15 protein-coding genes are annotated in these 14,354 nt (G+C 51.5%); 7 read left to right on the top strand and 8 right to left on the bottom strand.

Features of this window, described 5'->3' with window-relative positions; translation table 11 throughout:
* Both rimK and KD147_RS07085 read left to right on the top strand, forming a co-directional pair.
* Entirely contained in the window at positions 1-906 is a 906-nt protein-coding gene (gene rimK, locus KD147_RS07080; protein WP_212547336.1) for a 30S ribosomal protein S6--L-glutamate ligase, read from the top strand.
* Entirely contained in the window at positions 893-1,951 is a 1,059-nt protein-coding gene (locus KD147_RS07085) for a succinylglutamate desuccinylase/aspartoacylase family protein (protein ID WP_212547337.1), read from the top strand. Before rimK ends, KD147_RS07085 begins: the two co-directional genes overlap by 14 nt.
* 31 nt (positions 1,952-1,982) lie before the next feature.
* Here the strand turns inward: KD147_RS07085 and KD147_RS07090 are convergent, their stop codons facing one another.
* The 3 genes from KD147_RS07090 to KD147_RS07100 form a co-directional block, all read right to left on the bottom strand.
* The gene (locus KD147_RS07090) at positions 1,983-2,537 is read right to left on the bottom strand and encodes a mechanosensitive ion channel domain-containing protein (RefSeq protein ID WP_212547338.1); all 555 of its coding nucleotides are present in this window, start codon (positions 2,535-2,537) and stop codon (positions 1,983-1,985) included.
* A 73-nt stretch (positions 2,538-2,610) separates the two neighbouring features.
* The gene (locus KD147_RS07095; RefSeq protein WP_105187793.1) at positions 2,611-4,272 is read right to left on the bottom strand and encodes a BamA/TamA family outer membrane protein; all 1,662 of its coding nucleotides are present in this window, start codon (positions 4,270-4,272) and stop codon (positions 2,611-2,613) included.
* A 50-nt stretch (positions 4,273-4,322) separates the two neighbouring features.
* Complete coding sequence (locus tag KD147_RS07100) at positions 4,323-4,613, bottom strand: DUF3630 family protein (RefSeq protein WP_105187792.1); 291 nt, start codon at positions 4,611-4,613, stop codon at positions 4,323-4,325.
* A gap of 19 nt (positions 4,614-4,632) precedes the next feature.
* Here KD147_RS07100 and KD147_RS07105 point away from each other — a divergent pair, with 19 nt between their 5' ends.
* On the top strand, positions 4,633-4,947 hold the full coding sequence (locus KD147_RS07105) for a c-type cytochrome (protein ID WP_158684621.1): 315 nt from the start codon (positions 4,633-4,635) through the stop codon (positions 4,945-4,947).
* Here KD147_RS07105 and recQ read toward each other — a convergent pair.
* Complete coding sequence (gene recQ, locus KD147_RS07110) at positions 4,929-6,746, bottom strand: DNA helicase RecQ (protein WP_105187790.1); 1,818 nt, start codon at positions 6,744-6,746, stop codon at positions 4,929-4,931. The two genes, KD147_RS07105 and recQ, sit on opposite strands and share 19 nt — an antisense overlap.
* Before the next feature lie 130 nt (positions 6,747-6,876).
* On the opposite strand from recQ, the gene KD147_RS07115 reads away from it, so the two are divergent.
* Entirely contained in the window at positions 6,877-7,329 is a 453-nt protein-coding gene (locus KD147_RS07115; protein WP_105187789.1) for a thioesterase family protein, read from the top strand.
* A gap of 59 nt (positions 7,330-7,388) precedes the next feature.
* On the top strand, positions 7,389-8,285 hold the full coding sequence (rarD, locus tag KD147_RS07120; RefSeq protein WP_105187788.1) for an EamA family transporter RarD: 897 nt from the start codon (positions 7,389-7,391) through the stop codon (positions 8,283-8,285).
* Positions 8,286-8,383: 98 nt separating this feature from the next.
* On the opposite strand, the gene maoP is transcribed toward rarD, so the two are convergent.
* Complete coding sequence (gene maoP / locus KD147_RS07125) at positions 8,384-8,758, bottom strand: DUF413 domain-containing protein (protein ID WP_105187787.1); 375 nt, start codon at positions 8,756-8,758, stop codon at positions 8,384-8,386.
* Positions 8,759-8,852: 94 nt separating this feature from the next.
* Here maoP and KD147_RS07130 point away from each other — a divergent pair, with 94 nt between their 5' ends.
* Together KD147_RS07130 and KD147_RS07135 are read left to right on the top strand one after the other, a co-directional pair.
* Complete coding sequence (locus KD147_RS07130) at positions 8,853-9,710, top strand: LysR family transcriptional regulator (protein WP_105187786.1); 858 nt, start codon at positions 8,853-8,855, stop codon at positions 9,708-9,710.
* Between the two features lie 155 nt (positions 9,711-9,865).
* Entirely contained in the window at positions 9,866-10,795 is a 930-nt protein-coding gene (locus KD147_RS07135) for a porin (protein WP_212547339.1), read from the top strand.
* Between the two features lie 50 nt (positions 10,796-10,845).
* On the opposite strand, the gene recG is transcribed toward KD147_RS07135, so the two are convergent.
* From recG to asnC, 3 genes are all read right to left on the bottom strand, one after another.
* A complete protein-coding gene (recG, locus tag KD147_RS07140) occupies positions 10,846-12,921 on the bottom strand; it encodes an ATP-dependent DNA helicase RecG (RefSeq protein ID WP_105187784.1) in 2,076 nt (691 codons plus the stop codon).
* A gap of 64 nt (positions 12,922-12,985) precedes the next feature.
* Complete coding sequence (trmH, locus tag KD147_RS07145) at positions 12,986-13,681, bottom strand: tRNA (guanosine(18)-2'-O)-methyltransferase TrmH (protein WP_105187783.1); 696 nt, start codon at positions 13,679-13,681, stop codon at positions 12,986-12,988.
* Positions 13,682-13,761: 80 nt separating this feature from the next.
* Entirely contained in the window at positions 13,762-14,220 is a 459-nt protein-coding gene (asnC, locus tag KD147_RS07150) for a transcriptional regulator AsnC (RefSeq protein ID WP_105187782.1), read from the bottom strand.
* Positions 14,221-14,354: the final 134 nt, after the last annotated feature.

Consider the following 14,354-nt stretch of genomic DNA (forward strand, 5'->3'; position numbering starts at 1 on the left):
ATGAAAATTGGTATTTTATCGCGCAACAAAAACCTGTACTCCACTCGCCGTCTAATCGAAGCGGCAGAGAAGCGTGGTCATGAGGTGCAGGTGTTGGATGCGCTGCGTTGTTATATGAACATTAACTCGCAGGAGCCAGAAATTCATTATAAGGGCGAAAAGCTTGAGGGCTTTAACGCCATTATCCCGCGAATTGGCGCCTCGGTGACCTTTTATGGTTGCTCGGTGTTACGTCAGTTTGAAATGATGGGCGTGTATCCGGTCAATGAGTCGGTTGCTATCACCCGTTCGCGCGATAAGTTGCGGTCATTGCAACTACTGTCACGTAAAGGCATCGGCATGCCGGTCACCGGGTTTGCGTCAAAGCCCGATGATGTAAAAGACCTGTTGGAAATGGTTGGCGGTGCTCCCGTGGTGATCAAGTTGCTTGAGGGCACCCAGGGCATTGGCGTGGTGCTTGCGGAAACCCGTAAGGCGGCGGAGAGCGTGATCGAGGCCTTTATGGGCTTAAAAGCCAACATCATGGTACAGGAATACATTAAGGAAGCCGGTGGCGCCGATATTCGTTGTTTCGTGATTGGCGATAGAGTTATTGCGGCCATGAAGCGTCAGGCGCAAGAAGGCGAATTCCGCTCTAACCTGCATCGTGGCGGCAGTGCCAGCCTGGTTCGCATTACCCCGGAAGAGCGTAAAACCGCGGTGGCGGCGGCCAAGGCCATGGGCTTGAACGTCGCCGGTGTTGACCTGCTGCGCTCGGAGCGCGGCCCCTTGGTGATGGAAGTAAACTCTTCTCCGGGTTTAGAAGGCATCGAAGTTGCGACCGGCAAGGACATTGCCAGTATGATCATTCAATTTATTGAAAAGAACGCGAAAGAGAAAAGGACCAGAACCCGTGGCAAGGGCTAAGAAAAATACGCCATTTACCATGTTAGGGGAGCAGGTTGCTCCCGGAGAGCGCCGCGTCTTTGAACTAGAGGCGGCCAAGTTGTACACCCATTCGCCCCTGACCATTAGTCTTGAGGTGGTCAACGGCGTTGAACCTGGGTCCACGCTGTTGGTTTGTGCTGCCATTCACGGCGATGAGCTCAATGGGGTGGAAATCGTGCGGCAAACCCTGGCCAAGGTGGATGCCGCTAAGTTGCGTGGCACCCTGATCGCTGTGCCCGTGGTTAATGTGTTTGGCTTTATTCATAAGTCCCGTTATTTGCCGGACAGGCGTGATTTAAATCGCAGCTTTCCCGGCTCGATACGAGGCTCGGTAGCCGGGCGCATGGCCAACACCTTTTTTAACGAGGTGGCAGTGCACTGCAGTCATATTATCGATCTGCATACCGGTGCCATTCACCGTACCAATTTGCCGCAAATTCGTGCCGACTTGAGCAATGATGAAACCGCGAAGATAGCCAACGCCTTTGGTACGCCGGCGGTGATTAATGCCTCTTTGCGAAATGGTTCGCTGCGCTCCGAAGCGGCGGCACGCGGGATTCCGGTGATCACCTATGAAGCCGGCGAGGCGCTGCGCTTTGACCCCATTGCCATTGCCGCCGGCGTGCAAGGGGTGGAAAACGTGATGCGTAAACTGCGTATGATGCGTGGCAAGCGGGTGCGCAAACAGGCCGAGCCGGTTATTGCTTCGGCCACTAGTTGGATCCGTGCGGAAACCGATGGCATTATTCGTGCCCAGGTCTCTTTGGGTGAGCGTGTGCGTCAGGGTCAGGTATTGGCCTATATCAATAGCCCGCTCGGCGATACCGAGTGTGCCGTAGTGGCTCCGCGCAGCGGTATCGTTATTGGCCAGCAAACCCTGCCACTGGTGAACGAAGGGGATGCGGTGTTTCATTTGGCCTATTTTGCCCATGCTAACTCCATCGTTGAGCAGCAACTGGAAACGTTTATCGATGAGATAAGCTACATGGACGACGAGCTTAAAACCGCGGAGCTCAATAACTAATAACCGCATAAAAATAAGCGCCTATGGGCGCTTATTTTTTTGGTCCAAGTATTTTACGTATCGGCTTGGCTTTTTGTGGCGGCTTGTTCAGCACCATGACCGGACGGGTAACAAAAAGGTTATTAGGGTAGAGCACCTTATGGCCGTCGACATGCTCAAGCACCACATTCATGAACCCCATTTCGATAATGCGGCCTTCGACAAAATTGGCGCCGTCGATCACCTTGACCCAGTAGCCTACGCGGCAGTCGTTTTGCGCAAACATTAATAAGAATGAGGTTAGGTTAGACAGCAGAGACCAACCGGCAAACAAGGCAACGCCAAGCATGGCAAATAGGCTGGAACCCAATACCAGCAGGCCGCGTAATTCTATGCTCCAAAAGACCAGTAGCACACAGCTCAACACTATGGCCAGCAAGACTTTAAGCAGCAATTGCGCCCGCTGTTTGCGATGCGGATCGACGCGCCCATGGATGGTTTTTTCGAATATTTTTTGCTGTAAACGTACCAAGAGGGGGAAGAGCAGCAGCACTCCCAGGGTGATGATCCATTTATAGTTTTGGCTGACTAATTCCAGTAGCGACACCGTTTTTTCCTACAAAATAAAGGAAGCAATAAAAGCAGCTATATAGCATGGAATATCGGCACAACAAAGGATGTTAGAAAGATTTTTTTACGCTGACCAGCCACTGTAACGGGTCAACATCATCGCTGCGGTTGATAGGGCGGGCCACATCCAGGTGGATCACAGCGCCGGCATTGGCGCGACTAGGGGCCAGGCGTAAGCCAAAGCCAATGTTATGATGAAAATGGGCATTTTCCTGGTTGTCATGGAACCAGGCCTGACCGGCATCATAAAACAAGGCGCCACCGACGCTAAATAATTGCCAAAGGTTATATTGCCAGTAATAGCGTTTTTCGACACTAAACAGCGCGCGCCTGTCGCCGAGTTGGTAATGATGCGGATAGCCGCGCAGGCCGGTGTCGCCGCCAAGGGGAAGCTGCTGATCTGCGGTCAACCCTTCGGCGGCGTCTACCTGTCCCTTCACATACCAGGACTGGGCATCGTCACTGTTATACAGGTATTCGGCGTGAGCGCCGAAGAAGAGATTTTCCGCCTCAAAATCTTGCTCGTGGATAGTGCCATCTATGCCTAGCGACCAACGCCATAAGCTTCGTTGGCTGATATAGTGGCTACGGTGGACATTGAGCTTAAGTATATAACGACTGGCATCGTCGCTTAAGGTACTCGGCGAGTAGCCGAATTGAGCATGGATCTGCCAGCCCAGATTAAGGTCTTCGGTGCGGCTAATGGTGTCGATATTATGGACTTTCACAAAATCGTCCTCCAGCCAGGTGATGTCGATATAGGGGTAAGACAGGGTGCGCTCTTTGGCAATGGGTAAATTGGTTTGTGGAAGCTCGTAAAAGCGCTCGTTTTGGTAACGGTAGCCCAGGCGGATGCGCTGGGTCCAATGCTCCGCCGGGCGCCGGGCGATACCGAAAAATACCTCACTGATACTGGTATCCTGAGAAAACTCGCTGATCGTTTCCCCCTTGTTATAGAGCTTTTCATCGCGGCGATTACCGCCGTTAGCAAAGCCGTAGCTATAGGGCGTGTCGAGAGAGTAGAAAGGGTAACTCAGGGCCAGCCAATGGCGCTCGCCATCGCTGTTGTCAGCGTATTCGAGACGACCCCGATAACGGCTGCCGAAGACATTGGGATCGGCATAGGTAAACTCGTAGCCGCTGCGGTCATCATCATTGGTGCGAACCAAGGATAGGTGTTTACCCCAGCCTAAAAAGTTGCCGTCGCGAAAGCCGAAGGTGGAGCGGTTTTCACCGCCACTGCGGCTAAAGCTGATCTCCGGCAGTAAGGTCCAAAGTTCGCGGGTGGTGATCACCACATCGATATAGTCTTCACAGCGCTCGCTCGCACTGATTTGGGCATCGTACAAATAGCCTTGCTGGCGCAGCAGGCGCTCTGACTCCTTTAGTAACTCTGGGTCATATGGGTCGCCTTCGCTAAACAGCAGAATGTTTTTCATTACCTGAGGCTCGGTCATGATGTGCATGGTATTGGCAAGGCGAAACAGCCAGTTGTCTTCGCTGGGCAGATCGGTGTTGAAAATATTGTTTTGGATAAAGCGAATATGGCCTATCTGGCGTGTGCCGTCGGCTTTGGGGAGTGGCTGCTTATCGGCGAGTTGTCGCGATAGCAACTGGTCTGGATCATTCTCTAGATGCTCGCTGTTGCACTGCGCCAGAGCCTGCCCTTGCGCCGCCAACAAGATCCCTAAAGTCACTACCAGCCGCTTCATTTAACACACTATTTTTTATTTCCCGTCATTTTAGTCTACTGCACAATGTGTCAACTTGCGCTTAAATAATGTGTTAATTTTTCAAGGAGCAGCTCAGACTCGGCGCCGCTGGCGGCGATCCACAGACTATCGCCATAATGCTCAAAGTGCAGTTCAAAAGGGCAATTGCAATAATGAAAACGCAGCATATGACGGTCCGCACCCTGAGAAAATTCACCTATGCTAATCTCGTCCTGATGCAGGAAAATACGTCCCCAAAAATCGAATTCATCGGCTTCAGGCATTACGTCGGGATTAATGATGATCACCAGGTGATCTCGGTCTAGACTTAGAGTGGTCACTTTCTTACTCTCTATGTATATGAAATATAATTACTTCATCATTATTTTATTGCTGGCCTTTGAGGTCAATGCCGAGTCTTTAGCGGCCCGTTGCCAAGGTTGTCATGGCCTCGACGGTATCGCCCGTAATGCCTCAACGCCGCACTTGAAGGGTCAGAATATTGCTTATTTACGCCAGCAGTTACTGGATTATCGAGCGCGCAAGCGCCGTCACGCACTGATGTCGGCCATGGCCGCATCGTTAACCGAGCAGCAAATAGATAAGCTGGCCAAGTTTTACGGCCAGCCTCATACTCAGGGCGCGCAACAAGCGGACTATTCAGCCGATAAATAGTTGCGAATTAAGGTCATAAAGGCACCACCATATTTAGTTAACTTGCTAAAACCAACTCCGGAAACCTTTAAAAACTCGGTGTCATTGGTGGGCATCAACTGGGCCATTTCCGCCAGCGTTTTATCGTTAAAAACCACATAGGGCGGCACATCGTCTTCATCGGCGAGCTGTTTACGTAAGGCGCGCAATTTGGCGAACAGCTTCTTGTCATAGTTAAACTGCGCCAACTTATCCTGGTACACGTGTTTAGCCTGTAAACGCGGCTCTGCCAGCTGCAACTGATACTCGCCTTTGAGTACCGGCCGCGCTGCCTCGGTCAGGCAGAGCACCGAGCCCTGACTAATATCCTGATGCAATAAGCCTTGGTGCACCAACTGACGCAAGATACTGAGCCAGTATTCGCTACTGTGTTCCTTACCAATGCCATAGGTGCTCAAGGTGTGATGATTTAAATCGCGAATGCGCTGGGTATTGGCGCCGCGCAGTAATTCGACAATATAGCCTAAGCCAAATTTCTGACCGGCCCGATAGACGCAGGACAGCGCCTGCTGTGCGACTAAGGTGCCGTCGAAGCGTTGTGGCGGATTGAGGCAAATATCGCAGTTGCCACAGGCTTCGCGTTGATACTCGCTAAAGTAATTAAGCAGAATTTGTCGGCGACAGGTTTGCGCCTGAGCAAAGCTGGCCATGGCATTAAAGCGCTGCTCTTCGACCCGGCGTCTTTGTTCGTCTTCGATATCCTCGAAAAAGCGTCGTACCCTTGGGACATCGGCGGGGTCGAAGTACATAATGGCTTCGGCGGCTAAACCGTCACGGCCGGCACGACCGGTTTCCTGGTAGTAGGACTCGATATTCTTAGGGATATCGTAATGCACCACAAAGCGCACATTGAGTTTATTGATGCCCATGCCGAAGGCGACCGTGGCGACCACGATTTGAATATCGTCCTTAGCAAAGGCGTTATGCACAAAATGGCGGGATTCGTTACTCATGCCGGCATGGTAGGCGGCAACGTTAAGGCCCGACTCGCTCAGCTTTTGTGCCAGGTCATCGACCCGTTTGCGGCTGGTGCAATAAATAATGCCACTTTGCCCGCTTTGGGTGCGAAGATAACGCAATAACTGGGCAAAAGGCTTAAACTTTTCTTCCAGGGTGTAGCGAATGTTGGGTCTGTCGAAACTGCCGATATGGATATAGGGAGAGGCCAGCCCCAACTGATTAACGATATCAACCCGGGTAGCGCTGTCGGCGGTGGCCGTCAGCGCCATCATGGGCACCTGGGCGAAGCGCTGCTTCAGCTCGCTTAAGCGGAAATAGTGAGGGCGAAAATCATGACCCCAATGGGAGACACAGTGGGCCTCATCGACGGCGATTAAGCTTAATTGCAAATAACTCAAGCGCTCGAGAAACTCGTATTGCAGCGCCTTTTCCGGTGCCACATACAAAAGCTTTAGCTCGCCATCATGGAGTTGTTGGTAAACCAACTGCTGCTCTTCACGGCTTAGGGAGTTATTAATATACGCGGCCTTAACGCCCTGGGTGTTGAGCTGAGTCACCTGATCCTGCATCAGTGAAATCAAGGGCGAGATCACCAGGGTGAGCCCCGGCAATAACATGGCCGGTACTTGATAACAGAGGGATTTGCCACCGCCAGTGGGCATCAGAACTAACGCGTCCTGGGCCGCCAGCACGGCGTTTATCACCTGCTGCTGACCATCACGGAATTGGCTATAACCAAAGACCTGCTGCAGAATTTGCTCGGGTGTTGGCTCGTTGAATAATGCGGATACAGTGCTCATGGCGAGCTATTTTAGAGCGTTTTATTGACCTTGTCTGTAGCCGCCGTATGAAAGCCGATAACTTTGCTTAAAAACTAATCTCGCGCTAGGATGAGCTCATCTTACCAGTATGGTCTACTTAGAGAATGTCATGGATAAATCCTTTGCCTATAAACAATTAGCCCTGCTTTTTTCGCAAATGCCATTTAACCAGTTACTGGGCATAGAGATCACTCACCTTGATAGCGAGTCGGCACGCATCCATATGCCATGGCGAGATGAACTTATTGGTAATCCCCATCAGCGTATCTTACACGGCGGCGTGATCTCCAGCTTGTTAGACACGGTCGGCGGGTTGCTGGCGGCTGCATCCGTGGTGGATAAGCTTGATGGTGAGCCAATAGCTAGTTTGAAAAACCGATTGGCCACCTTGGGTACCATAGATCTGCGCAGCGACTATTTACGCCCGGGCAAGGGCGAGCACTTTAGCGCCAGCGCCGTGTTGATCCGCTCCGGCAACAAGGTGTGCGTCTGTCGGATGGAATTGCACAATGAAGCGGGGGTACAAATTGCTTATGGTACCGGTACTTATTTAGTCGGATAGTGCTAGCTCTGCGCCAAGTGGGGGCGTAAAATACCCTTTTTAGTCAGTATGGTCCCCCTATGTCATCCGATCCCGAACAAAAAAAGGGCATGCTCTTTGCCGCATTAGCCTTTGTTATGTGGGGTTTTGCCCCGGTCTATTTTAAACAGTTGTTAGAGGTGCCGGCGCTGGAAATATTAGCGCATCGCATCATTTGGTCTGTGCTGTTTTTGATGGTGATCGTCGCACTGGTAAAGAAGTGGCACAAGGTGCAGGCAATCATAGCTCGGCCTAAATACCTGGGCATGCTGCTGCTCAGCGCCTCGCTATTGGGATTCAACTGGTGGCTGTTTATCTGGGCGGTCAACAATGACCATATGCTCGATGCCAGCCTGGGCTACTATATTAACCCCTTACTCAATGTGCTGCTTGGGGTGACGTTTTTAGGCGAGCGTTTACGCCGTTGGCAATTGGTCGCCGTAGCACTGGCGGTTTCCGGTGTGTTGATCCAGGTGCTGAGCTTCGGTTCCTTCCCCGTGGTGGCTTTTGCGTTGGCGGGTTCGTTTGCCATCTATGGCTTGATCCGTAAAAAGATGCCGGTGGAATCCTTGCCCGGTTTGCTGTTGGAGGCGCTGATCTTATTACCGGCGGCACTGATCTATTGGTATTTAATGACCCCGACTGCGAGCTCGGATATGACCAGTAACGACTGGTCGCTGAATCTACTGCTGATCAGTGCCGGCGTGGTTACTACCCTGCCGCTGTTGTGCTTTACCGCCGCCGCCAAGCGTCTGCAATACACCACCATAGGCTTTTTTCAATATATAGGCCCGAGCCTGATGTTTATGTTAGCGGTGCTATTCTATGGTGAAGTGTTTGATATGGAACGCATCGTTACCTTTGCCTGCATCTGGGTTGCACTGGCGATTTTCAGCTATGATTCATGGCGTTTTAGCCGCCGTCGTTTAGCCGTATAAGACCCCGGCGCAACGGCCAGGGCATGCAATCAGCGCCCTGGCACACATCGCGAGGCTGTGTTCCTTAACCGTGAGTTTCGAGCAAAAAAAACCTGGAATTAATCCAGGTCATCCGCATCGGTCTCAACTTCCACCTCAGGCGCATCATAGCTGCGCTTGCGACCAAACAAGGTAAAGAATCTTGCTTTGCTGGTGGTGAGCTTAAGGTATTTAATCCAGGCTTTTTCAATCGGGTTGATCGGGGTGGATAGCCCGGTCGTCGCCGCGACGAAATGCGCTTGGGTATCGTTGCTAGGTTCGATGGTTTTTTCTTGCAACGCTTTTAATAAACGACCATGCTGTTCGAGGATTTCTGACTCGAGCAAGGTGAAGTTACCACTGCGACTAAAGCCACGAGGAAACTTTTCGTCGTTATAAAATTTATGATCACAAGGGAACGCTTTGCGTAACTCGACAAGTTGATTGGCCGTCATAGCAGACTCCTTTTTACAAGAGATTTCGGCTGGAGTATGGTACAGAAGCTTGGTTTTATTAAACAAAAAATTTTTATCGTGAGGATAAAAACGAGTGGATATCGATTTACTTAAAACCTTTATCGAAGTAGCGCGCACCCGCCATTTTGGCCGGGCCGCGGAAAACCTCTATATTACCCAGTCTGCGGTGAGCTTTCGCATCCGCCAATTGGAGCAAAGCCTAGGGGTTAACCTGTTCTTGCGCCAGCGTAATAATATTCAACTGACGCCGCCGGGAGAGCGCCTATTGCCACACGCCAAACTGATCGTCACCGGGGTGCAGCGGGCTAAGCTGGATGTGGCTTTGGCCGACAATATGCGCCGCCAGCTAGCGCTCAGCGGTACCGCCAATATTTGGGATGCGTTTTTGCAATTTGGTATTGCCCATGTGGTCTCGGCCATGCCGGGGATCTCTCTGGTGGCTGAGGTGAAAAACCAACAAGAAAGCACGCGATTGCTACTCGAGCGCACCCTGGATTTGGCGGTGTTGTTCGACCTGCCTAAGGTGGACGAGCTCTGCGTGGAGCCCATTTGTACCTTGGATATTATTCCACTGTCGAGTTACCCGGATGCCACCGCAGAGACGTTTTTTAATAACCAATATGTGTTTGTGGATTGGGGCACGGCCTTCTCACTGTGGCATGCACGTAACTTTGCCAACTCGGCGCCCCCCTATTTTCGTACCAGTACCGGGCGTATCGCCCTGGAGCTGATCCTTCGCTGTGGTGGCAGTGCCTTTGTGCCCAGGGTGCAGGCGCAGCAGTATTTGGAGTCCGGTGAACTGTTTTTAGTTGAAGGTGTCCCCCAGACATCTCGGGATATTTTTATTGCCTTTCATAAAGATAATGAACAAAAAGATCTCATTGAAAAATTGCAGCTGCAACTGCAACTATTGGGCGAAGAAGTCACTTAAAAAAGAGCAATTTAAGACAAAAGCATGACGCTTTAGTTTCATCCTCGTGATGATTTATTGAACATTAAGTTTCAGCTGTCATATTTTTGTAATTTACCGCTGGCAGACTGCACGCATTGAAACACATGTTGCGATTTTTAATTGAGGAAACAACTATGCGATTTGCTCCTTCTGCTTTAGTAGTAGCGGTACTATCAGGTCTATCATTCAACGCGCTTGCCGATGTAAATATCTATGGTAAAGCCAATGTAACCATGCAGTCATCTGACGAAGGTGAAGGTTCATTCACTGAAATCAAAAGTAATGCGTCACGCCTAGGCTTCAAAGGTACTGAGAACCTAAGCGATGGCCTGGATGTAGTTTATAAGTTTGAATTTCAGGTAGATGTTTCTGATGCCGACTCAAAAGGCGACGATGACAACATTACTGCTCGTAACCAATATGTTGGTTTGAAAGGCAACTTCGGTCAGGTAGTCGTTGGTCGTAACGACACGGCGCTAAAGCAATCTCAGGGTAAAGTTGACCTGTTCAGCGACCTTGAAGCCGATATCAAAAACATCTTTAAAGGTGAAAATCGTCTAGGTAACTCGGTTACTTATACTTCAAACAGTTACGGTGGCGTTAAGCTAATCGCCAGCTACATCGCTGAAGATGACCTGGATGCTGAGGACGGTTACTCTGTAGCGCTTACTTACGGCGACCAAGGTCTTAAAGAAACTAAGTTGTTTGCCTCTGTTGCAGCCGATAGTGACGTTAAAGGTTATGACATTGTTCGTGCTACGGTACAAACTAAGCTAGCTGGTTTTAAACTAGGTGCCATGTACCAAACTCAAGAGCCTGCCGAAGGCGGTGAAGACGCAGATGGTTTCCTAGTAAGCGCGGCTTACGCAATCGATAAAACTGTGCTTAAAGCTCAGTACCAAACCATGGACTTCGATGGTCTAGATCGCAATGGTATCACTGCGGGTGTGGACTACAAGTTCAACAAAAACACTAAGCTATTCGGTTTCTACACCAAGTTTGAAGACGATGCGTCGGAAAACGATGAAGATTACCTAGGCCTAGGTATCGAATACAAGTTCTAAGCCGAACTTAAAATTGATAAGCCCCGACAACCTTGGTTGCCGGGGCTTTTTTATGCCTGGGCGTAGCTGGAACGGCCGGCTAGCCAACGTTGGCTTAATGCCATGGCGGCTTGCGGGTGTTCGTGCAGTAGTCGCTTGGCCAAGGGGCGCAATTGCCCAATGAGGGCTTTATCGCGCTCTAAATCGGCAATTTTAAAGTCGGTCATGCCGGTTTGCTTGGTGCCCAACACCTCGCCGGGACCGCGGATTTCTAGATCGCGCTCGGCAATCACAAAACCGTCATTGCTGTCACGCAGCACCCCTAGGCGCTGTTGTGCCGTGTGTGACAGGGGCGCATGATACAGCAGCAAGCAGTGAGATGCGGCGGCACCTCGGCCGACCCGACCTCGTAGCTGATGTAACTGGGCCAAGCCTAAGCGTTCCGGGTTTTCAATAATGATCAGGCTGGCGTTGGGCACATCGACACCCACCTCTATTACCGTGGTCGCAACCAATACATCCAGCTCGCCATTTTTAAAACGCGCCATAATATTCTGCTTTTCATCCGCCTTTAAACGGCCATGTACCAGGCCGATGCGCAATTGCGGCAGGCGCTCGCTCAGCTCTTCGGCACTGAGTTGCGCCGCTTGGCATTGCAAAGCGTCGGACTCTTCAATCAGGGTACAGACCCAATACACCTGGCGGCCATGCTCTTGCACCGCGTGGCGCACGCGCTCGATAACATCGTCACGGCGGCTGTCGGGCACAGCTACCGTGGTCACAGGTGTTCGACCCGGCGGTAATTCGTCGATAATGGAGGTTTCCAGATCGGCATAGGCGGTCATCGCCAGGGTACGCGGGATGGGGGTGGCGGTCATGACCAGCTGGTGCGGGTAACAGTCGCCAAATTTGCCTTTTTCTCGCAGCGCCAGGCGCTGATGCACACCAAACCTGTGCTGCTCATCGATAATAATCAGCGCGAGATTGTTAAATTGCACTTGCTCCTGAAACAGGGCATGGGTGCCGATAATCATTTGCGCTTGACCACTTGCGATATCCGCGAGAATTTGCTCCCGCGCCTTACCCTTGGTTTTGCCGCCGAGCAGGGTAACCGTCAGGCCAAGCTCGTTAAACCAGCGACCAAAGTTGAGGGCATGCTGCTCGGCCAGGATCTCGGTCGGGGCCATCAGTGCCACCTGATATCCGGCGGCGATGGCGCATAAGGCGGAGAGTGCCGCTACCAGGGTTTTACCCGAGCCTACATCGCCTTGGACCAGGCGCATCATGGGGTAGGGCTGCTGCAAATCGGTTTTTATCTCGGCGACCACCCGTTGTTGGGCACCCGTAGGAGTAAAACCCAGGGAGGCCAAAAAGGCTTGCTCCAGCGCATGGCAGGGCGCCAGGGTGACGGCCTTGTGCGCTTGTGCTTTTTGCCTTAACGCCAGCAAGCTCAGGTTATGGGCGAGCAGCTCTTCAAAGGCGAGGCGCTGCTGCGCCGGATGCGAACCGAGATCCAGTGCCTGAATATCCGCGTCTATGGGAGGCTCATGGAGATAACGCACCGCATCATTCAGGGCCCAGCCAGCGGGGCGGTAATTTTCCGGCAGTAGTTCTTCTATGGGCGCGCGGGCCAAGACCTGCAACGCCTGCTCGACCAGGTTGCGTAAGGATAACTGTTTAAGCCCCTCTGTGGTTGGATAAACGGCGCTGAGGTGGCTTTGTGTGGGTAAAGAGTGGGCACTGTCGCTAATGCTGTATTCCGGGTGAGCCATTTCCAGCCCCGCCTTGCCACGACGCACCTCGCCAAAGCAGCGCATGATCTTACCGCTTTGCATGGCATTCTTTTGTGCCGCCGAAAAATTGAAAAAGCGCAGGGTGATGCGACCGGTGCCATCGTTTAGCTGACAGATTAACATGCGTCGTCGGCCGAAGGTGATACTGGCGTTTTCTATCGTGGCCACAATACATACATGAGTGTGAGGCAAGAGCTCATTGATAGGAACCACACGGGTTCTGTCTTCATAGCGCAGTGGCAGGTGCAGCAGCAAATCCTGCACGGTTTTGATGCCGAGCTTATTGAGGCGCTCGGCCATTTTCGGGCCCACGCCCTTAAGCTCGGTGATCGGGTAGGTATTGAGGCTCGACAATGGGCACGTCCTTGAATCGGTAATGACCTAAGTGTACTGATCCAAGGGGCTGCCTTTCAAGTAGTTACCCTTTTCGCTTGTAACGTAAAGTATTCCAAAAGGTGTCATCGGCGATGATTTCGCCCTCGTCGTCCAGCATGGGGTAGGCGAGACCCTTTTCCTTACATTGCTGGGCTATGATGGGGTGGCAGCCTTCAAACAACAAGCGGTGTTTAATGCTGGGGTCGAGCATATCGCGCTCGTAGCAATTTTTGGCTTCGCGTTGACGCTGCGCTTCATACAGGATCAACGCCGCGGCCACTGATACATTCAGGGATTGCACCATGCCGCGCATGGGGATCACTATGTGCTTATCGGCATGGGCCAGGGCTTTATCCGAGATGCCATCGCGCTCCTGACCGACAATAAAAGCGGTGGGCAAGGTGTAATCGATATCGCGGTAGTCGACGGCGTCATCACTTAAGTTGGTCGCCAGCAACTGTACTCCAGGGATTTGCGCGCGAATGTTCGCCACCGCGGTGTCGATATCATCGTGCATATGCGTTTCCACCCAGTTTTTACTTCCGCCGGAGGTATTGTTGGTAAGACGACGCTGCTCTCTTGGCCAGACCGCGTGAACATGATGACAACCCACGGCATCTGCGGTGCGCACAATGGCAGAAAGATTATGGTGCTTATGCACCTCGTCTAAACACACGGTGAGATCGGTTTGTCGTCTGTCTAATACCTGTTTTACTCGGTGGTAACGCTTGTTGGTCATGGCCCAATTCGACTGCAATAAAAAAGTGACGGGATTATACGCTAATCTGGCAAGTGCAATCCAGCAGCATCAATGGGGCCCTAGGGGGCGACGCTGCGATTAATGGGGTTTTGTAAGGAGATCAGGGTTTCCGTGGACTGAATCGCCTCAATGGCCTGGATCTTATTGATCAGCACGTCTTGCAGGTGCTCGATAGAGCGGGCCATCACCTTTATAAAAATGCTGTAGTTGCCCGTAGTGTAATAGGCCTCGACCACTTCTTCGAGCTCGCGCAGGCGTTCCAGCGTTTGCGGGTAATCGCGGGCGTTATTGAGATTAATGCCGATAAAACAGCAGACATCGTAGCCCAAACGTTTGGCGTCGACGCTGACTTGAGTACCGGTGATCACCCCGGCCTGACGCATTTTCTCGATGCGCACATGAATGGTGCCGGCGCTCACCCCACACTGTTTTGCCAATTCCGCATAGGGAGTACGGGCGTTGGTCATTAGGGCGCCAAGTATGGATCTATCGAGATTATCGAATCGATAATTTGTCATGGTAAAAAACGCCTTTATTTGAATGAAATCTAATATTTTTAAGTTAAATTGATTTTTATTTTTAAGTAAAGCTATTTCTTTTAGATGGTATTGAATGTTTATTTGGTTGGAGTATTGTTTTTACTAACGAAGCA

This window comes from Pseudoalteromonas sp. BDTF-M6 (assembly GCF_018334135.1).
Classification (GTDB): Bacteria; Pseudomonadota; Gammaproteobacteria; order Enterobacterales; family Alteromonadaceae; genus Pseudoalteromonas.